The organism is Mesorhizobium sp. M1C.F.Ca.ET.210.01.1.1 (assembly GCF_004791585.1).
Lineage (GTDB): Bacteria > Pseudomonadota > Alphaproteobacteria > Rhizobiales > Rhizobiaceae > Mesorhizobium.
In genome coordinates this window covers 69,895-90,129 of record NZ_SRUU01000009.1, presented here as the reverse complement: position 1 = coordinate 90,129, position 20,235 = coordinate 69,895, and the positions used below count along the sequence as shown (strand labels likewise).

Annotated in this window: 23 protein-coding genes; 15 read left to right on the top strand and 8 right to left on the bottom strand. The window is 63.9% G+C overall.

Annotation, left to right across the window (positions count from 1 at the left end; genetic code table 11):
- Window positions 1-211: 211 nt before the first annotated feature.
- A complete protein-coding gene (locus EN853_RS12525) occupies window positions 212-532 on the top strand; it encodes a DUF1476 domain-containing protein (RefSeq protein WP_127860124.1) in 321 nt (106 codons plus the stop codon).
- Between the two features lie 218 nt (window positions 533-750).
- Window positions 751-1,524 carry an HpcH/HpaI aldolase/citrate lyase family protein gene (locus EN853_RS12520; protein WP_127860125.1) on the top strand — a complete coding sequence of 258 codons (774 nt, stop codon included), beginning with the start codon at window positions 751-753 and terminating at the stop codon, window positions 1,522-1,524.
- Window positions 1,525-1,539: 15 nt separating this feature from the next.
- Here the strand turns inward: EN853_RS12520 and EN853_RS12515 are convergent, their stop codons facing one another.
- Window positions 1,540-2,097, bottom strand: a complete 558-nt coding sequence (locus EN853_RS12515) for an alpha/beta hydrolase (RefSeq protein ID WP_127860126.1) — start codon at window positions 2,095-2,097, stop codon at window positions 1,540-1,542.
- A gap of 196 nt (window positions 2,098-2,293) precedes the next feature.
- Between EN853_RS12515 and EN853_RS12510 the strand changes: the two genes are divergently transcribed.
- Window positions 2,294-3,106, top strand: a complete 813-nt coding sequence (locus EN853_RS12510; protein WP_127860127.1) for a VOC family protein — start codon at window positions 2,294-2,296, stop codon at window positions 3,104-3,106.
- Between the two features lie 67 nt (window positions 3,107-3,173).
- Here EN853_RS12510 and purB read toward each other — a convergent pair whose 3' ends face one another.
- The 3 genes from purB to EN853_RS12495 all read right to left on the bottom strand — a co-directional run bounded on the left by purB (window position 3,174) and on the right by EN853_RS12495 (window position 5,775).
- Window positions 3,174-4,481: an adenylosuccinate lyase gene (gene purB / locus EN853_RS12505; RefSeq protein ID WP_127860128.1), complete on the bottom strand. Its 1,308-nt coding sequence runs from the start codon at window positions 4,479-4,481 to the stop codon at window positions 3,174-3,176.
- Window positions 4,482-4,540: 59 nt separating this feature from the next.
- Window positions 4,541-4,948, bottom strand: a complete 408-nt coding sequence (locus EN853_RS12500) for a hypothetical protein (RefSeq protein WP_127860129.1) — start codon at window positions 4,946-4,948, stop codon at window positions 4,541-4,543.
- 101 nt (window positions 4,949-5,049) lie between these two features.
- Complete coding sequence (locus tag EN853_RS12495) at window positions 5,050-5,775, bottom strand: DUF2259 domain-containing protein (RefSeq protein ID WP_127860130.1); 726 nt, start codon at window positions 5,773-5,775, stop codon at window positions 5,050-5,052.
- 136 nt (window positions 5,776-5,911) lie between these two features.
- Here EN853_RS12495 and EN853_RS12490 point away from each other — a divergent pair, with 136 nt between their 5' ends.
- Window positions 5,912-6,166 (top strand): DUF2171 domain-containing protein, encoded by a 255-nt coding sequence (locus tag EN853_RS12490; RefSeq protein ID WP_127860131.1) that lies wholly within the window; start codon window positions 5,912-5,914, stop codon window positions 6,164-6,166.
- Window positions 6,167-6,180: 14 nt separating this feature from the next.
- Here EN853_RS12490 and EN853_RS12485 read toward each other — a convergent pair whose 3' ends face one another.
- Together EN853_RS12485 and EN853_RS12480 are read right to left on the bottom strand one after the other, a co-directional pair.
- Window positions 6,181-7,197 carry a P1 family peptidase gene (locus EN853_RS12485; protein ID WP_127860132.1) on the bottom strand — a complete coding sequence of 339 codons (1,017 nt, stop codon included), beginning with the start codon at window positions 7,195-7,197 and terminating at the stop codon, window positions 6,181-6,183.
- Complete coding sequence (locus EN853_RS12480; protein WP_127860133.1) at window positions 7,197-8,261, bottom strand: branched-chain amino acid ABC transporter substrate-binding protein; 1,065 nt, start codon at window positions 8,259-8,261, stop codon at window positions 7,197-7,199. The genes EN853_RS12485 and EN853_RS12480 overlap by 1 nt, the downstream gene beginning before the upstream one ends.
- A gap of 192 nt (window positions 8,262-8,453) precedes the next feature.
- Here EN853_RS12480 and EN853_RS12475 point away from each other — a divergent pair, with 192 nt between their 5' ends.
- From EN853_RS12475 to EN853_RS12445, 7 genes are all read left to right on the top strand, one after another.
- A complete protein-coding gene (locus tag EN853_RS12475; RefSeq protein ID WP_127860134.1) occupies window positions 8,454-8,948 on the top strand; it encodes a flavin reductase in 495 nt (164 codons plus the stop codon).
- Window positions 8,949-8,977: 29 nt separating this feature from the next.
- Entirely contained in the window at window positions 8,978-9,901 is a 924-nt protein-coding gene (locus EN853_RS12470) for a MoxR family ATPase (RefSeq protein WP_127860135.1), read from the top strand.
- Window positions 9,902-9,906: 5 nt separating this feature from the next.
- Window positions 9,907-11,154 (top strand): VWA domain-containing protein, encoded by a 1,248-nt coding sequence (locus tag EN853_RS12465; protein ID WP_127860136.1) that lies wholly within the window; start codon window positions 9,907-9,909, stop codon window positions 11,152-11,154.
- Window positions 11,155-11,216: 62 nt separating this feature from the next.
- Entirely contained in the window at window positions 11,217-11,555 is a 339-nt protein-coding gene (locus EN853_RS12460) for an XdhC family protein (protein ID WP_042644561.1), read from the top strand.
- A gap of 4 nt (window positions 11,556-11,559) precedes the next feature.
- The gene (locus EN853_RS12455) at window positions 11,560-12,264 is read left to right on the top strand and encodes an XdhC family protein (protein WP_127860137.1); all 705 of its coding nucleotides are present in this window, start codon (window positions 11,560-11,562) and stop codon (window positions 12,262-12,264) included.
- The gene (locus EN853_RS12450) at window positions 12,261-13,871 is read left to right on the top strand and encodes a molybdopterin-binding/glycosyltransferase family 2 protein (protein ID WP_127860138.1); all 1,611 of its coding nucleotides are present in this window, start codon (window positions 12,261-12,263) and stop codon (window positions 13,869-13,871) included. The genes EN853_RS12455 and EN853_RS12450 overlap by 4 nt, the downstream gene beginning before the upstream one ends.
- Window positions 13,872-13,903: 32 nt before the next feature.
- Window positions 13,904-14,794 (top strand): alpha/beta hydrolase, encoded by an 891-nt coding sequence (locus EN853_RS12445; protein ID WP_127860139.1) that lies wholly within the window; start codon window positions 13,904-13,906, stop codon window positions 14,792-14,794.
- A 25-nt stretch (window positions 14,795-14,819) separates the two neighbouring features.
- Here EN853_RS12445 and EN853_RS12440 read toward each other — a convergent pair whose 3' ends face one another.
- Window positions 14,820-15,869 carry a DUF1176 domain-containing protein gene (locus tag EN853_RS12440; protein ID WP_127860140.1) on the bottom strand — a complete coding sequence of 350 codons (1,050 nt, stop codon included), beginning with the start codon at window positions 15,867-15,869 and terminating at the stop codon, window positions 14,820-14,822.
- A 144-nt stretch (window positions 15,870-16,013) separates the two neighbouring features.
- On the opposite strand from EN853_RS12440, the gene EN853_RS12435 reads away from it, so the two are divergent.
- The gene (locus EN853_RS12435) at window positions 16,014-16,517 is read left to right on the top strand and encodes a DUF1993 family protein (RefSeq protein WP_127860141.1); all 504 of its coding nucleotides are present in this window, start codon (window positions 16,014-16,016) and stop codon (window positions 16,515-16,517) included.
- A gap of 50 nt (window positions 16,518-16,567) precedes the next feature.
- Here EN853_RS12435 and EN853_RS12430 read toward each other — a convergent pair whose 3' ends face one another.
- On the bottom strand, window positions 16,568-16,732 hold the full coding sequence (locus tag EN853_RS12430; protein WP_096874857.1) for a DUF1127 domain-containing protein: 165 nt from the start codon (window positions 16,730-16,732) through the stop codon (window positions 16,568-16,570).
- Window positions 16,733-17,076: 344 nt separating this feature from the next.
- Between EN853_RS12430 and EN853_RS12425 the strand changes: the two genes are divergently transcribed.
- The 3 genes from EN853_RS12425 to EN853_RS12415 all read left to right on the top strand — a co-directional run bounded on the left by EN853_RS12425 (window position 17,077) and on the right by EN853_RS12415 (window position 20,230).
- The gene (locus EN853_RS12425; protein ID WP_167524456.1) at window positions 17,077-17,595 is read left to right on the top strand and encodes a hypothetical protein; all 519 of its coding nucleotides are present in this window, start codon (window positions 17,077-17,079) and stop codon (window positions 17,593-17,595) included.
- A gap of 261 nt (window positions 17,596-17,856) precedes the next feature.
- Window positions 17,857-18,924, top strand: coding sequence for an aldo/keto reductase (locus EN853_RS12420; protein ID WP_127860142.1), 1,068 nt, complete (start codon window positions 17,857-17,859; stop codon window positions 18,922-18,924).
- Between the two features lie 37 nt (window positions 18,925-18,961).
- A complete protein-coding gene (locus EN853_RS12415; RefSeq protein ID WP_127860143.1) occupies window positions 18,962-20,230 on the top strand; it encodes a cysteine desulfurase-like protein in 1,269 nt (422 codons plus the stop codon).
- Window positions 20,231-20,235 lie beyond the last annotated feature (5 nt).

The window sequence follows — 20,235 nt, the reverse complement described above, 5'->3', positions numbered from 1 at the left end:
AGTTGCGGCGACGGTAGCGTTCAATGCCGGTGTCTATAGCAATCGTAATGTTTGCTCAATCGGCAAATCCTGCCGATCAACCGGTTTCGGGACCGAAATGCCGCAGCGCAGCATGCCATCAAGGATATTGACCGGCCCGCGGGCTTTTGGTTTGTGCTGGGTAAGCACACATATTCACCGCCAAGCGAATCGGATTGACCGGAGGGACGTCATGAGCAGCATGAAAGACCGCGAAGAGGGCTTCGAGCGCAAATTCGTCTTCGACGAGGAGCTTCGCTTCAAGGCCGCGGCGCGCCGCAACAGGGCGCTTGGCCTGTGGGCCGCTGAAAAGCTCGGCAAAACCGGCGCCGATGCCGAGGCCTATGCCAAGGAGGTAGTCGTCTCCGACATCGAGGAAGCCGGCGATCACGACGTCTTCCGCAAGATCCGCAAGGATTTCGACGCGGCCGGGGTCAGCCAGTCAGACCACCAGATCCGCCGGACGATGGACGAGCTGATGGCGCAGGCGATCGAGGAGATCAAGAACACCTGAGCCTTTATGAGCATGATGTCGTCCGAAAACCGCTTTACACTTTTCGCCATCATGCTCTATCTCTTTGTTTTTACGCAATTCCGGACGGAAAACCGTTACACACTTTTCCTGGAATTGCTCTGACTGGACCAATCGACCGCCCGGCTCAGCCGGGCGGTTTTTCTTTGCCTTGCCGCCGTTTCCGTCTGAAACTGCGGATCGTTAACAAGGAAGGCCCGATGTCCCTCAAATCCCGCCTGGCTGCCGACGAGACGCTTTTCACCGCCTGGTCCGGCGTGCCGGACGCGCTGACTGTCGAAATCATCGCCAAGCAGGGTTTTGACGCCGTCACGCTCGACATGCAGCACGGCGGCCATCATGAGGACAGCGTGCTGCGCGGCCTGGTGCCGGTGCTTGCCGCCAACAAGCCGGCGCTGGTGCGCATCCCGGTCGGCCGCTTCGACATGGCGAGCCGGGCGCTCGATTTCGGCGCCGAGGCGGTGATCGCGCCAATGGTGAATTCCGTCGCGGACGCGAGGCAGTTCGCCGCTGCGATGAAATATCCGCCGATGGGCGAGCGTTCCTGGGGCCCTACCTATGCTTTCCCGCGCCACGGCAAGGGCGACCATGCCGAATGGCTGCGCGACTCGAACCAGCGCACCATGGCCTTCGCGATGGTCGAGACGCGGGCGGCGTTCGAGGCGCTGGACGGCATCCTCGACACACCCGGCATCGACGGCATCTTCGTCGGGCCGTCGGATTTCTCGATCGCCTGGTCGAACGGCACCGCCGTCAATTCGACGCTGGAGAGCATGATGGAGACGGTCGCCTCGATCGCCGAAAGGACGCGCAAGGCCGGCAAGCATGCCGCGATCTATGTCATCGAGCCGGCCATTGCCGGCCGCGTCGTATCGATGGGCTATCGGCTGCTCGCCATGGGCTCGGACCACACGCTGATCTCGCTCGGCGCCAAGACGCTGTTGAAGAGCATGCGGGATTCGATCGGCTCCTGAGCGCACCCGCCGGCTTCAGGGTATTCTCAGCTCCGTCAGGAACTTGGCGAAGGTCATCGAGCCTTCGGGCCACGGGCCAAACCCGGCATCGGCATTGAGATGACCGGCCTCGCCGGCATCGATGAACAGCGACCCCCAGGCGGCGGCAATGTCTTCGGCGACGTCGAAGGCGCAGAACGGATCGTTGCGGCTGGCGATCACGATCGAGGGGAAGGGCAGGGGCTCGCGCGAATAAGGCCCGAAGGTCATCAGATGCCTCGGCCTGATCTCCGGATTGGCTACGTCGGGCGGCGCCACGAAGAAGGCTCCGGCAACCGGTTTCTGGAATTGCGGAATGGCCTGTACCGCCGCCGCCACGCCCAGTGAATGGGCGACGATCACCACCGGCCGCTCGGCCTCGTTGACGGCTTTCGCCACACTTGTCGTCCAGTCATGCCGCACCGGCTTCGACCATTCGGCCTGCTCGACCCTACGCGCCGTCGACAGTTTCGACTGCCAGCGGGTCTGCCAGTGTTCGGGACCGGAATTGGTGTAGCCCGGTATGATGAGAATATCTGCGTCCTTGACTTTCATGGCGCCGATGTAGCGAGCAGCCCTGCCTCTTGCAACCGTACCGATGGATGCGGGCGCAGCGCGTCATAATTGTGAACAACCTGTTCGATTCTTTCTGACTTGTGTGAACGATCGCAATCGACGATCTCACTATGACTAATAAAAGCTGGGGCGCGGCTGCCTTTTTGGAGAGGCCGGCGCCTAAACGGAGAGTCTCATGAGCGAACTGCCTTTTGCTGCGACCACACCGGTCAGCGTCTCGCGTGTCGGACTGAAGGCGCGCGACGCCGAAAGCCTGGCCGCCTATTACCGCGCCGTTGTCGGCCTGCAGGAACTGAGCCGCGCCGACGGCGCGATCACGCTCGGCGCCGCCAATCGTCCGCTGCTGGTGCTGGAGCCGGATGCCTCGGCCAAGCCTGACGATCCGCGCAGCGCCGGCCTTTTCCACACGGCCTTCCTACTGCCGTCGCGCGCCGATCTCGGCCGCTGGATCAACCATGCCGCCGCCAGCCGGATCGGCATTGAGGGCGCGTCGGATCATCTGGTCAGCGAGGCGCTTTATCTCACCGACCCGGAGGGCAACGGCATCGAGATCTATGCCGACCGCCGTCCGCAGGACTGGAAATGGAACGGCGACAGAATAGCCATGGCGACCGAGCGGCTGAACCTGCCCGCGGTCGTCGCCAGCGTGCCGGCCGGTGACGCCGGCTGGCGGGGCGCGCCGGAGAACACCATCGTCGGCCATGTCCACCTGCGCGTCGGCCGCCCAGAGGACGCCGAAGCCTGGTGGCACGACGAGTTCGGCTTCGACACAGTGGCCAGATATGGCAGCCAGGCGGTGTTCCTGTCGTCAGGCCACTACCACCATCATATCGGCGCCAATGCCTGGCACAGCGCCGGCGCAGGCCGCCGCGATCCGTCCCGCTCGGGATTGGCCTGGGTCGAGATGCGCTCGGACAATGTGAAGGAAGGGACTGCGCGGGAAGACCCGTGGGGCACGGTGATCAGGACCGTTCCCGGCAAGGCCTGATCGGGATGGTCAATCTTCAAAATGAAAAGGCTCGCCAATGGCGAGCCTTTTCATTTGGGACGGTTGCTTAGGCCTCTCCAAACACCCGCTTGAAGATCGTGTCGACATGCTTGGTGTGATAGCCGAGATCGAATTTCTCGCGGATCTCGGCCTCCGGGAGCGCTGCGGTCACTTCCTTGTCGGCGAGAAGTTCCTCAAGGAAATCAGCGCCTTGTTCCCATACCTTCATGGCATTGCGCTGCACCAGGCGGTAAGCGTCCTCACGTGATACGCCGGCCTGCGTCAGCGCCAGGAGCACGCGCTGCGAATGCACCAGGCCATGGAACTTGTTCATGTTCTTCAGCATGTTCTCGGGATAGACGAGCAGCTTGTCGACGACGCCGGTGAGCCGTGACAGCGCGAAGTCCAGGGTCACCGTGGCGTCGGGCCCGATCATGCGCTCGACCGAGGAGTGCGAGATGTCGCGCTCGTGCCAGAGCGCCACATCCTCCATGGCCGGCATGGCGTAGGAACGCACCATGCGGGCAAGGCCCGTTAGGTTTTCGGTCAGCACCGGGTTGCGCTTGTGCGGCATCGCCGACGAGCCCTTTTGTCCCGGCGAGAAATACTCTTCCGCTTCCAGCACCTCGGTGCGCTGCAGATGGCGGATCTCGATGGCAAGGCGTTCGACCGAAGAGGCGATCACGCCGAGCGTGGCGAAGAACATGGCGTGGCGGTCGCGCGGGATGACCTGCGTCGATACCGGCTCCGGCTTCAGCCCGAGCTTCTTCGCCACATGCTCCTCCACATAAGGATCGATGTTGGCGAAGGTGCCGACCGCGCCCGAAATGGCGCAGGTGGCGATGTCTTCGCGCGCATGCAGCAGCCGCTCGCGGCAACGCGAGAACTCGGCATAAGCCTGCGCCAGCTTGACGCCGAAGGTCGTCGGCTCGGCATGGATGCCGTGGCTGCGGCCGATGGTGATGGTGTCCTTGTGCTCGAACGCGCGGCGCTTCAGGGCGCCAAGCAGCGCGTCGATGTCGGCGAGCAGGATGTCGCTGGCGCGCGTCAGCTGCACCGCCAAGCAGGTGTCGAGAACGTCCGACGAAGTCATGCCCTGGTGGATGAAGCGGGCGTCCGGTCCGACGAACTCGGCGAGATGGGTGAGGAAAGCGATCACGTCGTGCTTGGTGACGCGCTCGATCTCGTCGATTTTCTCGACGTTGAATTTGGCCGCGCCGCCCTTTTCCCAGATGGTTCTCGCGGCTTCCTTCGGGATGATGCCGAGCTCGGCCAGCGCGTCGCAAGCGTGCGCCTCGATCTCGAACCAGATGCGGAACCGGGTTTCGGGCGACCAGATGGCGACCATTTCCGGCCGGGAATAGCGAGGGATCATCGTTTCCAGTCCTGCTGGGAGAAGCTTCGGCCGCGTCCTAACAGAGGCCGGGCCAATGCTCAACGCCGCTGACGCGCAAACCAGACGCTGGCGGCGACAAGTGCGGCAAAGCCGAGCGGAAAATAGAGCCGCACACCCAGGACGACGAACTGGTAGAGCGCCGTCAGCATGGTGAAGACGAACTCGAATGCCCAGGTCAGCGTGAAGGCCGGCGCATGCCATTCGGCGTAGTAGGAGCGGTATTGCAGCGCGAACAGGCCACCGGTGAAGGCAAGCGTTGCGCCGAGCAGGCATACGAAAGCAGCGGCCAGCGCCGTTTCCCAGTGGCGGCCACGCGACACCAGCCCGGCGAGCGTCAACCCCACCGGAAAGGCAAGCGCGCCGCCGAGGGCATAGAGCAGCACGACGAAGCGGACTTTGCCGGGCGTCTCCCAGTCGTGGAGATTGAGGAAAGAGCTGGCCGCCATCGCAAAGCTCCACATCGATGTGCCCAGGACCGACGTGCGCAGTGCCGGCAGAGCCTCGCGCAGGTTCAGGCGGCTGCGCAGTGAAAGTTGCTCGCGCGGTGTCACAGGCGGCCGGTCACGGCGATCCAACGAAAATCCGGCCCTTCGAAGCCGTAGTGGCGCACTGCGATCAGCACCGCATAGGCGCTGAGACCTTGCATCGAGAAGGTCTGCACCGCGCCGATGCGGTAGCCGTTCGGGCAGCCTCGACTTTTCGGGATGGATTTGTCCTCATGCAAAAGCTCGGTCTTGCCGCCGTCCTTGGCATTGATGCGCAGGAGGCGGAAACCGTTGATCTCGCCCTGGCTTTGGCAACCCTCGGTGTCGTTCAGGGCGACTTCGTCGAGACGGAACTCGAGTGGATCGTCGACCGGGGAAAAGATCGGCCGCGGGTTGACCGCCATGCGATAGGGATCGGCCGAGAGCTCGGTCACCGCGTTGAAGCCGGCGGTGATGCCGCGGTTGGCGGCGAGCTCGGCCTGGCTGACGATTGCCTCGCCCTTCTGGCGAGACTGGAGGCGCGCCGCCTCGAGCGTCGCCGCCTCGTCGTCGAGGCGGACCTTGACCGGCGTGCCTTTGAGGAATGTGTCGGTGGCGGTGTCGATGTAGTAGCGATTGGCATAGGGAAATCCCGAGCCATCCTGGACACCATACTCCTCGAAAGCGAAGACGCTGCCATCCTTGCTGAAGCCGAGGATCTCCAGTTCGGCGACGTCGCCGGCATTCGCCTCGGCTATGCCCGCAAGCTGCGCGAGTATCCATGCTCCGATCAGGATAGGAATTCGCATTGGCTGGTTACTCCGGCTGGCAGGGTAGGGCTTTTCCGTATCACGTCATGGTGAACAGGTCGTGCCATGCGGCGCCAATGCATCCAATTCGGCTTTCGTTTGTTATTGTCGGCCGACCTCCCAATGGAGAACTATCATGACCGACCTCAGCAAGATACGCGAGCATATGGAAGTGATCGGCGCCGATGGCGTCCATATCGGCACCGTCGACAAGGTGGACGGTCAGCGGATCAAGCTGACCAAGGCCGACAGCGGCATGGGCTCGCACAGGGGCCATCACCACTATATTCCGCTCAGCCTCGTCGCCGAGATCGACGGAGACAAAGTCTGGCTGTCGGCGAATTCGGATGTCGCGGTAACCTTCGAGGAAGAGAAGTCCGACCCGACCTGATCCCCGAACGATCGTCAGCGCGACGACCAGACCGGAAACAGGTCGCCGTCAGCGGGCGTCGCCGCATAGACGCCGCGGCTGATGGCGCGTGCCATCGTAGCACCCGCCGCGGCATAGAGATCGATCGCCGCGTCGGCGCCGAGCTCGATGCCGCTTCTGCCGGTCGCCAGCGCAAAGACCAGGTCGCCGTCGGCCGGCGTGTGCGTTGGCCAGATGGCGCGGGCGAAGCCGTCATGCGCCGAAATCGCCAGCCGCTTGGCGGCAGCCTTGGTCAGAACCGCGTCGGTGGCGATGACGGCAATGGTGGTGCCGCCGCCTTCCGGCTGGGTCCCGACATGCCGGTCGCGGAATTTCAGCAGTATTTTCCTGGCGTCTTCCGGCATCGGGTCGGGATAGCCCAGGCCGCCGAATTCGTTGCCGATCTCGAAAGGAGCCGCCCAGAAATGGCGACTGCGCCCGACAGTCACCGAGCCGGTCGGGTTGACGGCGGCGAGCGCGCCGACGGTGACGCCGTTGTCGAGCATCGTCGAGGCTGAACCCAGCCCCCCCTTCAGTCCGAAGGTCAGCGCGCCGGTGCCGGCGCCGACCGTGCCGATCTGGAAGTCGGCCATTGCCGCCTGAACCGCCTCATAGCCAAGCTCTCGATAAGCCGGGTATCGGCCCCAGTCCTTGTCGCCACCGTTGCGCAGGTCGAAGAGGATGGCCCCCGGCACGATCGGCACGCGGAAGCCGCCGACCTCGACGCCGATGTTCTTCTCCCGCAGCGCCGCCTGGACGCCGGAGGCGGCATCAAGGCCGAAGGCCGAGCCGCCGGACAGCACGACGGCGTGAATGGCGGCGATCGAGTTCTGCGGCTCGAGCAGATCGGTCTCACGCGTGCCCGGCGCGCCACCCAGCACCTGGACGCCAGCCACAGCCGGTTCCTCGCACAGCACCACGGTGACGCCGGATTTCAGCCTGGCGTTCGCAGTGTTGCCAACGCTTAAGCCCGCGACATCGGTGATCAGGTTGCGTGGTCCGGTGCGGAACATCACTTTTCCTCCAGCGGCACGAAATGCGTGCCGTCGAAGCGGAAGGCTCGAAAAGGATTCTGGCTGAGATCGCCCTTTTCGTCGAAGCGGATGGTACCGATTGCAGTGGCGAAGTCATGTCCGGTCAGCACCTCGGCAAGCGGCTTGCCGGAACTTTCAGCGTCCGCTGTTGCCGCCTTGGCGATCTCGACCGCCGCATAGGCCGGCAAGGTATAGCCGTCCGTCACGATATTCCGATCGGCGAAGGACTGCACCACCTTGGGGTCGGCGGCTTCCGCCCATTCCGGCAGCGCGATCATCAGCGTGCCTGCCGCGTAGGGCACGTCACCGGGCGGCGCGCGAAGCGTCTCGCCGCCCGCGAAAGCGATGCCGGCATTCAACTGGGCGGCGTCGCGGCCCATGATGGCTATGTCGTCGCCGTCGCCGCCGGCGAATACCTTGGTCGCGCCGGCCTTCTTCAAGCGGCCGATGAGCCCGATCTGGTTGTCGAGCTGCGGCCGGAACGTGTCGACGAAGACCGGCTTCAGCGCTGCCTGCTCCGCGGCCGCGCGGAAGGTCTCGGCGATCTCGCGGCCATAGATGGTGCCGTCATCGACAATGGCGAACAGTTCGTTCTGCCAGAGCCGGGTGAGGATCGTGGCCGCCGCATTGCGTTCGTCGTCGCCGCGCGGCCCGAGCCGGTAGACGGGCCAGCCGGTCTTGGCGCGGCGATCGGTCAGGCTCTCGGTGCGCACGCCCAAGGTGATGACCGGAATATTGGCATCCTTCAGGACCGGAAGTGCAGCCTCGATCGCTTCGGTGCAGAGAAAGCCGACGACGATATTGACCTTGGCGTCCACGAACTGCCGGGCGGCGGCCGCGCCGCCGTCGGCCGTGCAGGCATCGTCGATGGTCTTGAGCGCGACGCCCTGGGCTTCCGCAGCCAGTCCGGTTCCGGCCTCGATCTGCTTGCCGAGGATTGTCGACGGCCCGGACAGCGGTGCGGCGACGCCAACCAGCGTCTCGGCGTGGACGCTCGCGGCCAGCGAAAGCAGCGCGGCTAAAGTCGTCGTGAGAAGGCGCATTCGGGCGAAGAGGTCCTCCGTGCCGGGAGTATGGTTCGGCACTATTCCAGCAAAGACCTAAAGGCTGGCTAAGGTCGGTGCAACACGCGAATTTCAGGATTGCGGTCAAGCGCTTCGCCCATGCTAGGCAACTTGTGGCATGCAATATGCCGCCATATATAACGGGCTGGTTTTTTACAGGTGGATCATCGCGTGCTGAAGATCAATGACATCGGGCCACAGGCCTATCGTGATGCGATGGCGCATTTTGCCGGCCATGTGCATGTGGTGACCACCGACGGCCCGTCGGGCAAAAGGGGTGCCACAGTGATCGCCGCCTGCTCGGTGTCGGACACGCCGCCCACGGTGCTGGTCTGCCTCAACCGCGAAAATGCGAAGAACGAGGCGTTCATCAAGAACCGCAACTTTGCACTCAACACGCTGGCGTCTGACCAGGAAGCGCTGTCGATCGGCTTTTCCGGCATCACCGGTCTGCCGCTCGAGGAACGCTTCGCGCTTGGCGATTGGGATATCATCTCCACGGGAGCGCCGACGCTGAAAGGGGCTCTTGCCGTCTTCGATTGCGAGATCATCGATGCCAAGGATCTCGCCACCCACCGTGTGCTTTTTGGCAAGGTGACAGGCCTGCGTATCGGCGATAATTTGCGGCCGCTGATCTACCACAACCGCGGCTACCACGTTCTGTGAAACGGGCGAGCGGGATCCACGGAGACAAGATGACCGCCCCGCGCCCCGCGCCGAAGTCGATCGACGAGACGCTCGATCTCCTGACCGGCGCGGATTATGTCGCCGATCGCTCGCTGGCGACGGTGCTTTTCCTGTCGCTGCGCATGAAGCGGCCACTGTTCCTCGAAGGCGAGGCCGGTGTCGGCAAGACCGAGATCGCCAAGGTGCTGGCGCAAGCGCTCGGCCGCCGGCTGATCCGCCTGCAATGCTATGAAGGGCTCGACGTCTCCTCCGCCGTCTACGAGTGGAACTACGCCGCCCAGATGATCGAGATCCGCATGGAAGAGGCGGCCGGCAAGGTCGTGCGCTCCGACATGGAGCGCAACGTCTTTTCCGAAAAATACCTGATCCGCCGCCCGGTGCTCGATGCGCTGACAGGCAAGGCGGGTGCGGCGCCGGTGTTCCTGATCGACGAGCTTGACCGCACCGACGAGGCCTTCGAGGCGTTCCTGCTCGAGATCCTGTCGGACTTCCAGGTGACCGTCCCGGAACTCGGCACGATCAAGGCGGAAGAGCCGCCAATCGTCATCATCACCACCAACCGCACGCGCGAGATCCACGACGCGCTGAAGCGGCGCTGCCTCTATCACTGGGTCGACTATCCCAACGCTGAGCGCGAGTTGGAGATCGTGCGCCGCAAGGTGCCGCAGGCGAACAGCCGGCTGTCGGCCGAATTGGTTTCCTTCATCCAGAAGCTGCGCCAGATCGAGCTGTTCAAGGCGCCCGGCGTCGCCGAAACCATCGACTGGGCCGGCGCGCTGACCGAGCTCGACAAGGTGGCCCTCGATCCGGAAACCGTATCCGACACGATCGGCGTGCTTCTGAAATACCAGGACGACATCGCCCGCATCGAGCAGGGCGAAGGCCGGCGCATCCTCAACGAGGTGAAGGCCGAGCTTTCGGCCGCGGAGTAGGCGCCATGCCGTCGCGTCCGGACCCCAAAGAGGCGACAGCGGATGGGCGCATCGCCGACAACATCGTCTATTTCGCCCGCGCGCTGCGCAAGGCCGGCATGCGCGTCGGACCGGCCTCGGTCAAGGACGCCATCGAGGCGGTGCTTGCCGCCGGCATCGGCTCGCGCGACGATTTCTACTGGACGCTGCATGCGGTTCTGGTCTCGCGGCATGAGGATCATCCGGTTTTCGACGAAGCCTTCCGCCTGTTCTGGAAGTCGCGCGAGCTGATCGAGAAGCTGCTGGCGATGTTTTCGCCCGTCGCTCCCGACGATCGTGAAAAGCAAAAGCCGCGCGCGGCCGAGAACCGCGCCAGCCAGGCGATGTTCGAAGGGCATCACAAGAACCAGCCGGTACGGGAAGTGCCGGAGATCGAGGTCGATGCGCGCTTCACCTTCTCCGGCAACGAGGTGCTACGCGGCAGGGATTTCGCCCAGATGGACGCGGCCGAACTCGCCGAGGCCAAAAAGGCGATCGCGGCCTTGCGACTGCCCTTCGATATGGTGCGCACGCGCCGCTTCAAGGCTGACGCGCAAGGGCGGCGCATCCATCCGCGCGCCATGATGCGTTCTGCCGCGCGCACCGGCGGCGCGCTGATCCTGCCGAAGTTCCGTTCGCCGCGCGAGGTGCATCCACCGCTGGTCGTGCTTGCCGACATTTCCGGCTCGATGAGCCAATACACGCGCATCTTTCTCCACTTCCTGCACGCGCTGACGGAAAAGCGCCGGCGCGTGCACGCCTTCGTCTTCGGCACGCGGCTGACGAACCTGACGCATCAGATGCGCCATCGCGATCCCGATGAGGCGCTGGCCGAATGCTCGACAGCGGTGAAGGACTGGTCGGGCGGCACCCGCATCGGCGACGCGCTCGCCGAGTTCAACTGGCTGTGGTCGCGCCGCGTGCTGGGGCAGGGCGCAGTGGTGCTTCTGATCACCGATGGGCTCGAGCGCGACGACGTCACCGGTTTGTCGGAGGAGATGGAGCGGCTGCACAAATCCTGCCGGCGGCTGATCTGGCTCAATCCGCTATTGCGCTTCGACGGGTTCGAGGCGCGCGCCCGCGGCGTCAAGGCGATGCTGCCGCATGTCGATGAGTTCCGCGCGGTGCACAATCTCGATGCGCTGGCCGATCTTTGCGCCTCACTCGACCAGCGGCCGGCGGCTTCGGTCGATCCGCGCCACTGGCTGCAAACTGGCGGGAGGCGCGTCGCGTAGCCATATGTTCGTTGGGAAAACTAGAGTTTCCCCTGAAAAACAGACTTTGTGAGAAGCGACGAATGGACGAGAGCATCTATCTCGATGAAGCCCGCGATCCCTTGATCATCGCGGAAGGCTGGATGAAGGACGGCAAGGATGTCGCCATCGCGACCGTGGTCGAGACCTGGGGTTCGGCGCCGCGCCCGGTCGGCAGCCATCTGGTCATCGATGCCGAGGGCAATTTCCACGGCTCCGTTTCGGGCGGCTGTGTCGAGGGCGCTGTGGTGACCGAGGCGATCGATGTCATCGGCAGCGGCAAGGCCAGGATGCTGGAGTTCGGCGTTGCCGACGAAACGGCCTGGCAGGTTGGCCTGTCATGCGGCGGCCGCATCAAGGTCTATGTCGAGAGACTAGGCTGATCACATGGACCCTTATGTCCTGAAGACCCTGAACGAAGAACGCCGCGCTCGCCGCGCGGCGGTGCTTGTCACCGATCTCGGCGACGGCCGCGACCGCGTCGTGCGCGAGGGCGATCACGTTGCAGGCGATCTCGGGGCGGCGATCGCCAGGGCGTTCCGCACCGGCAATTCGGCATCGGTGGAAGCGGAAGGGCGGACTTTCTTCCTCAATGCGCATCTGCCTCGCCCGCGTCTGGTGGTGATCGGCGCGGTCCACATCAGCCAGGCGCTGGCGCCGATGGCCAGGATCGCCGGCTATCCGGTCGAGATCATCGACCCGCGCACCGCCTTCGCCACGCCGGAACGCTTCCCGGATGTGGCGCTGCATGCCGAATGGCCGCAGGATGTGCTGCAGCGCGAGCCGCTCGACAGCTACACCGCACTTGCCGCGGTCACTCATGATCCGAAGATCGACGATCTCGCGCTGAAGGCCGCGCTCGATGCCAGGTGCTTCTATGTAGGGGCGCTCGGCAGCCGCAAAACTCACGCCAAGCGGGTGGAACGCCTGCTGGCGCTCGGCGCCAGCGCCGACCAGATCGCCCGCATCCATGCGCCGATCGGTCTCGACATCGGCGCGGCGAGCCCGGCCGAGATTGCCGTCGCCGTCCTTGCGCAGACCATCCACGCGTTTCGCTCTCGCGGCCTCGAAAGCAAAGGCGCGGCGGCGTGAAATTCGGTCCGGTTCCGATCGACGAAGCTGAAGGCGCGGTTCTGGCGCATGCGACCGCTGCCGGCGAACGCCGGTTCCGCAAGGCGCATCGGCTGAGCGGCGACGATGTCGCGGTGCTGAAGGCGGCCGGTGTGAGAGAGGTCGTAGCGGCGGTTCTGTCCTCCGACGATCTCGGCGAGGATGCGGCGGCCGAGAAGATCGCTGCCGGAATGAGCCACCGCAACATCGAGGTGAAGCCCGCTGCGACCGGACGGGTCAATCTTCATGCCGAGACCGCGGGCGTGTTCACTGTCGACGCCAGGATGATCGACGCCATCAATGCCATCGATCCGGCAATCACCATCGCTACGCTGGCGCAGCACGCGCCGGTCGAGAAAGGGCAGATGGTGGCGACAGTGAAGATCATTCCCTTCGCTGTCGCCGCAGACCTGATCGGTGCGGTGATGAAGATCTGCGCCGGTGGCGAGATCTTCGCCGTTAACGCCTATCGTCCGGTCCGTGTCGGCGTCATCCAGACGGTGTTGCCCGGCGTGAAGCCTGGCGTGTTCGACAAGACGCTGCGCGTCACCGAGGCGCGGCTGGCGCGCTTCGGCGGCCGGCTGACGGTGGAGCGGCGCACGCCGCATGAGATTGCGCCCGTCGCGGAAGCCGCGACCGCGCTGGCGCGCGACAACGACATGGTGGTGATCTTCGGCGCCTCGGCGATGAGCGATTTCGCCGATGTCGTTCCGGCGGCGATTGAACGCGCGGGGGGTACCGTGATCCGCGCGGGCATGCCGGTCGATCCCGGCAATCTCCTGGTGCTCGGAACGCTGGGCGGAAAGCGCGTCATCGGCGCGCCCGGCTGCGCCCGCAGTCCGAAGGAGAACGGTTTCGACTGGGTGCTCGACCGGCTGGTCGCCGGGCTCGACGTGACGGCGCGCGACATTGCCGGCATGGGGGTTGGTGGCCTTCTCATGGAAATCCCGACCAGGCCGCAGCCGCGCGAGCCGCTGCCGGTGAGAGCGGAACCCAAGGTCGACATTGTGCTTCTCGCTGCCGGCCGCTCCAGCCGCATGGGCGGGCCGAACAAGCTGCTGGCACTGTTCGAAGGCAAGCCGCTGGTGCGCCGCACGGCCGAGCGGGCGCTCGCTTCGAAAGCCGCCGGCACCATCGTCGTTACCGGCCATCAGCGCGAGCGCGTGCGGTTGGCGCTCTCCGGCCTCGATGTGAGGCTCGCCGACAATCCAGACTTCGCCGATGGATTGGCCTCGTCCCTGAAGGCGGGCATCGCGCGGGTCGCGGCCGATGCCGCCGGCGCCATGATCGTGCTCGGCGACATGCCGGGCGTGTCGTCGAAGGACCTCGACAGCCTGATCGATGCCTTCCGCCGGTCCGGCGGCCGCGCCGTGGTGCGGGCGGCGCATCTCGGCAAGCGCGGCAACCCGGTGCTGCTGCCGCGTTCGCTGTTTTCCGCCGTCGCGCATCTCGAGGGCGACACCGGCGCGCGCCACCTGGTCGAGGCCGAAGGTCTCGATGTCATCGACGTCGAGATCGGGCAGGGCGCCTCGATCGACGTCGACACGCGCGAGGCGCTGGAAGGGGCAGGCGGCGTCCTTCAGGATTGACAAACCGAAGTCGAATTTCGCATGGCTTCGGAATGTCTTTGCACTTCCGGTTTTTTCCCGCACTGCTGGCCGCGTCAGCTTTTTTCCTCTCGGCAACAGAGGGACAGACGCTGGAACTGAAATCCTTCAAGGATGATCTCTTCGCCTACCCGGCGACGCTGTCGAGCGCCGACAACGGCGCCTACACGGTCCTCGACTATCGCGAGATGCGGGATATCAACCAGCGCGACGAGGTGCCGGAAAAGCGCGTGCATGCCCAGTACACGGACCCCGGCGTGCGCAAGGTCCAGCAGGATCTGATGCTGAAAACCGATGCCGGCGATATCCGGCATGTCGCAATCGGCAAGACAGAGGGTGCCGCCGTCATCGTGCTTTACCTGCACGGGCAGGGCGGCAGCCGCAAGCAAGGCGTCGACGACTTCACCTTCGGTGGCAATTTCAACCGCCTCAAGAATCTGATGGCTGCAAATGGCGGCCTCTATCTTTCACCGGATTTTCCCGATTTCGGCGACAATGGCGCCGCGCAGGTTGCGGCGCTGATCGATCACTATGCGGGGAAATCGCCAGGCGCCAAGATCTTCGTCGCCTGCGGCTCGATGGGCGGCATCCTCTGCTGGAAGCTGGCCGACCGCACGGATACGGGCGGCCGCATCAACGGGCTGCTGCTGCTCGGCTCACTGTGGGACGAGAGTTTTTTGACCAGCCCGGCTTTCAAGCGCCGGGTGCCGGTGTTCTTCGGCCAGGGCAGCCATGACGTGGTTTTCCAGGTTGAGAAGCAGGAAGCCTTCTTCCGCTCGATCCTTGCCAAATCGAAGACCTATCCGACCCGCTTCATCCGTTTCGAGACCGGCACGCATGGAACGCCGATCCGTATGGTCGACTGGCGCGGCACGCTGAACTGGATGCTGACGAAAGCACCTTGAGGGACGCCAGACCGGTCGCGCCGACTCAGGGCGCCGTGTTGTAATCCAGGACGGTCTCGGGGTTGATCTCGCCGTCATAGGACGCGTCGACGTCGTATTGCACCAGCGAGAAATTGCCGTTGCGGAACAAATAGGTACCGGTCGACGACGCGTCGCCGACGCCGCGCCATTTGTTCATCGAGGTGATCGTCCTAGTCTTGTCGTCATAATCGGAATTGACCAGCTGGTCGTCGGTCTGGAAGCCGATGATGTGGATGCCTTCGACCTTGCCTTCGCTGTTGTTGTTTTCGTAGCGGATGTCGAGCTCGGGCGCTGCGAACTGCAGCTGCCGGACACCGGAGACATCGTCATAGATGTAATAGACCGCGCTTTCATTGTAGGCGGCCATCGAGCAGAAGAAGCGGAAGAGCCGCGTCTCGCGCTCCGGCTCGTCGGCTCCGGCATCCTTGTCCTTGTAGCGGATGGAATAGGCGGCCGGTTCGCCGACCGGTTTGCCTTCCGGATCCTCCTTGTCGCACTGTTCGCCATAGGCGGCGAGGAAGGCCTTCCTGGCCTGTTCCAGCGCTTCGTCCTTCTTGGGCGGTGGCGGTCCGTCGCCGCAACTGGCCGGCACCGCATCTTCGAAATCCGAAGTCGACGGCTTCAGCGCTCCCTTGTCGATGAAGATCGGCTGGAACGGCGGTTCCTGGATCTGCGCGTTGACCTGGCGCAGCGTGTAGCAGCCGGCAAAGACTTTCGCCTCGCCCTTCTTGTCGGTCGCCTGGATGGCGACTGGAACGCTGTAGTAGATGCTGCCGGCGGCGCCCTCGTTCGACACAGCGCCGGTCTTCACCTCGACCGTATCCGTGTTGTCGTAGCCCTTCACGAAGGCATTGAAATCTTTCGCCGGCTTGGTATCGCCGAAATAGCCCCAGGCGCGGGCGAATTCGTGCCGGCCGATGGCGCTGTAGAGCGAGCGGATCACCGCTTCAGCGCTGGACCTGTCGTCAATATAGGGCGCCTCGGCCGCAAGCGCCGATTGGCCGATGCCGGCAAGGGAGAACAAGGCAGTCGCCGCGAGAAGGACATGTCTCATAGGGAATCTCCACCCGATAACGAAAATACTACCACGGCGATTGCGGCGGCGCGGTGACGCGGCGGCAGGACCGCTTGAAGAATCGGACCGGGAGGCGCTAGCTCACCAGCCGCGGCGCTGGGGCCGCCTGGAGAGATTACTCACGTGACCATATCCATGTACGACATTTCCGTGGCCGTCTTTTCGGCCCGGCTGAAGGCGCTGGCCAGTGTGCTGTCCCTGGCCGAACAGAACGCCGCCGATCGCAAGATCGACCCGCAGGTATTCCTGACCGCCAGGCTTGCACCCGACATGTTCGCCTTGACCCGGCAAGTGCAGATCGCCACCGACCATGCCAAGGGCGCGCCGTCACGGCTCGCCGGCCGTGAAGTGCCGAAATACGAGGACAATGAATCAAGCTTCGAAGAGCTGCAGGCGCGAATCACCAAGACGCTCGATCATCTGGCTACGTTCTCGGCCGCTGATCTGGATGGGTCGGAGGCGCGGACGATCGAACTCAGGCTTGCCGGGCGCGAGGTGTCGATGAGCGGACTGCAATATCTGCTCAACGCCGCCATGCCGAACTTCTACTTTCACGTCACCACGGCCTACGACATCCTGCGGCACAACGGCGTGCCACTGGGCAAGGCGACGTTCCTGGGACGCTGAAGACCAAAAGGTTCCCCCGCACCGCGGGGAAACCTCATTTCATCGTTTATTCAGCGTATCGACATCTCGCGTGCGATGCGCGGAAAATCGGCCGGCTTGATGCCGATATCGGCGCGGTCGGCGTTGCTCATCGCATTCAGAAGCGCGAGCGCAGCGCGGTAACGCTGCTGTTCCTGCGGGCGCGGCCGCGCGAACATTTCGGTGAAGAACCCCATTTCCCAGGCCCCTTATTTGCCCTCCACACGGCCAGCATATAGGTGATTTGTTACGATTGTGCAGTGCAGCAATTGCATGGCAGCCATGCTTTTCAATTTTTTTCGCCACAATCGATTTTTTTTGAAACTTTTGCGGAAGCTCGACCGTATGCCTCGATGCCGGTACATCGCCGGCTTTTTCCTCGCCACTCCTGGCGATCTTGCCGGGCAGCATGAGAAATGCAGCCCGGCTCTTTAATTCTCGGAGCGTTCGGCAACGGCTTTCGGCGCTGAAAAGCCCGCAATTGTTAGCGTCGTCGGCATTCATTTTTAACGACAGCGATTTATGGTCGAGGGCGACAATGATGCGGTTGCGACAGGAGGAGGCTGAGATCGGCACCGGGAACAAGCTCGATTTCGCTTCGTTGCTCGACGACCTGATCATCGCTTCCGAGAAGGGCGAAGACGGGGGCGCGCGGCCTTCCATTCCGTTTGACTATCTGTCGGTGGCGGACGAGCTCCACTCCGGCCGTATCAAGGTTGCCGGCGAGACCGTCGCCGCCGAATACCGCGAGGCGGGCGCCGACCTCGCCGCGGAGTTCGCCGCGCTTCTCGACCAGGCCAAGCTGTCGCTTGCCGATGAAGAGCACCGGCCGGAAGAAGACCTGCCGCCGATCGATCCCGAATCGATTGCCGGCGAACTTGGCCTCGACCGCCTGGCCAAGAATGCCGATCTCGGCCGCATGCGCCGCAACTTCGCCTTCGCCAACCATCCGGACCGCGTCGCCCCGCATCTGCGCCAACGCGCCATGATCCGCATGCAGGTGGCGAACATGCTGATCGACGAGGCCAAGCGACGGGCGCTGGCCGCGGCACGACGCTAAGGCCTACCGATATTCAGCTGAGGCCGGCCTGCAAATGGCGGCTTCCTGCGCTTCCGGTGCTCACGACCTTCAAGTACGCTCCGCTCCGGTTCTCGGAAACCACCATTTTCGGCTCGCCCTGAGCTGAATCTCGGCAAGCCTAAATGGGCTCGCAATACATGCAAAAGTCGCCGGGATCGGGCTTGGAGAACATCCGGCCTATGCTTTATGCTTGAATTTCCTCCTCGCGCAGCCGCGCAAACCTTCCGCCGGAGACATTCCATGCAAAAACGCCGCCTCGGTCGGACCGACCTCCTTGTTTCGCAAATCTGCCTGGGCTCGATGACCTGGGGCCAACAGAACACCGAGGCCGAAGGCCATGCGCAGATGGACCTGGCCTTTTCACGCGGGGTCAATTTCATCGACACTGCCGAGCTTTACTCGATCCCACCCAAGGCGGAGACGCAAGGGCGGACCGAGAGGATCATTGGCAGCTGGATGAAGGAGAAGGGAAACCGCGACCAGGTCGTCATCGCTTCGAAAGTGGTCGGCCGCACCGCCAACACCTGGTTCCGCGGCGACCGACCGTCCAAGCTGGTACGCGCTGATATCTTCGATGCGATCGAGAAGTCGCTGGCCAAGCTCGGTACGGACTACATCGATCTCTATCAGATCCATTGGCCGGATCGGGACATCCCATGGGGCGCGAACCCGACACGCGTCGGAGCTGTAGCGCGGCGGGCCGACGCTGCCAGTGCTCCTGCCGACGAGACGCCGATCGCCGAAACGCTCGCCGTCTTCGAGGAACTGGTTAAGGCCGGCAAGATCCGGCATCTCGGCCTGTCAAATGAAAGCTCGTGGGGCGTCATGCGGTTCCTTGCCGAGTCCGAGAAGGGTATCGGCCCGCGCGTCGCCTCGCTGCAGAACGCCTACAATCTGGTCAACCGCACCTTCGAGGTGAACCTTGCCGAAGTCTGTGATCGCGAGCAGGTTGCCTTCCTTCCCTATTCGCCATTGGCGCAGGGCTATCTGACCGGCAAATACGATCATGGCGCGCGGCCGATCGGCTCACGCTCGCAGCTCTTCAACCGCGGCCAGCGCTACGAGACGCCGAATGCGGCGCAAGTGCTGCTCCAATACAACGAGCTGGCGCGCTCCTTCGGCATGGAGCCGGCGCTTTTCGCCAACGCCTATGTGTCGAGCCGGCCTTTCGTGACCGCGAACATCGTCGGCGCCACCAGTGTCGCGCAGCTCGACATGGCGCTGTCCTCGGTCGAACTCACCTGGACGGAGGAGATGCAGAAGGCGGTCGACGCCATCCATCAGCGTGTCGGCAATCCCTGCCCGTGACGGCAAATTATCGAGAAATGACAAAGGGATGGAGACGATGGCAGATTTTCCGATCGAGGCCGTGCGCGGGAAATTTCCGGCACTTTCGCTGACCGACAAAGATCGCCGCCGGATCTATCTCGACAATCCTGCCGGCACGCAGGTGCCGCAGGCGGTGGTGGATGCGGTGTCGCGCTGCCTCACCACCACAAATGCCAATCTCGGCGGCTTCTTCGAGACGACGGTCGCGGCGCAGGCCGTGGTCGACGAGGCGCATGCGGCGATGGCCGATTTCCTCGGTGCGGCAACCGCCGAGGAGGTCATCATCGGCGCCAACATGACGACGCTGACCTATCATATGTCGCGCACGATCGGCCGCACGATGAAGGCTGGCGACGAGATCATCCTCACCCGCATGGACCATGAGGGCAATGTCTCGCCCTGGCTGCAGCTTGCCGAGGATCTTGGTCTCGTCGTGCGCTTCCTGCCGTTCGACGAGCAGAGCTGGCAAGTCGAGGAGGCGGCCCTGCAGGCGCTGCTTTCGGAAAAGACGCGGCTGGTGGCGCTGAACTACGCCTCGAACCTCACCGGCTCGATCAACCGGGTGAAGGCGCTGACGGCGATCGCCGGGCAGGCCGGCGCGCTGGTCTATGTCGATGCCGTGCAGTTCGCACCGCACGGGCTGATCGACGTTCAGGCGCTCGGTTGCGATTTCCTGGTCTGCTCGGCCTACAAGTTCTTCGGGCCGCATATGGGCATATTGTGGGGCCGACGCGATGTCATCGATACGCTCAAGCCCTATAAGTGCCGCTGCTCGTCCAACGGCCTGCCGGAGCGGTTCGAACTCGGCACGCCGCAGATCGAGCTGATGGCAGGCCTGACCGCTGCCGTCGATTATTTCGCCGATCTTGGTGCTGCGGCCGGCGAGGGCGGCTCGCGGCGGCAGCGGATCGCGAGAGCCTTCGAAGTGTCGATAGCCTATGAAAACGCGCTGGCCCGTCAACTGATCGAAGGCCTGTCGGATATCGCTGGCCTGACCATTCGCGGCATCAGCGATCCCGAGCGCTTCAACGAACGCGTGCCGACGGTTTCCTTCACGGTCGAGGGCTTCGCGCCGGAGACGATCGTGAAGCAGATGAATGCCGAGAACATTTTTCTCTGGTCAGGTCATAACTACGCGTGGGAAATCGTCCACCAGCTCGGCATCCCGCCGGAGCAGGGCGTCGTGCGCATCGGCATCGCGCACTACAACACCGCGGCCGAGATCGACGAGACGCTGGAAAGCGTGCACCGCGTGATCGCCATGCTGAAGCAGCAGCGCACCTGAGAACC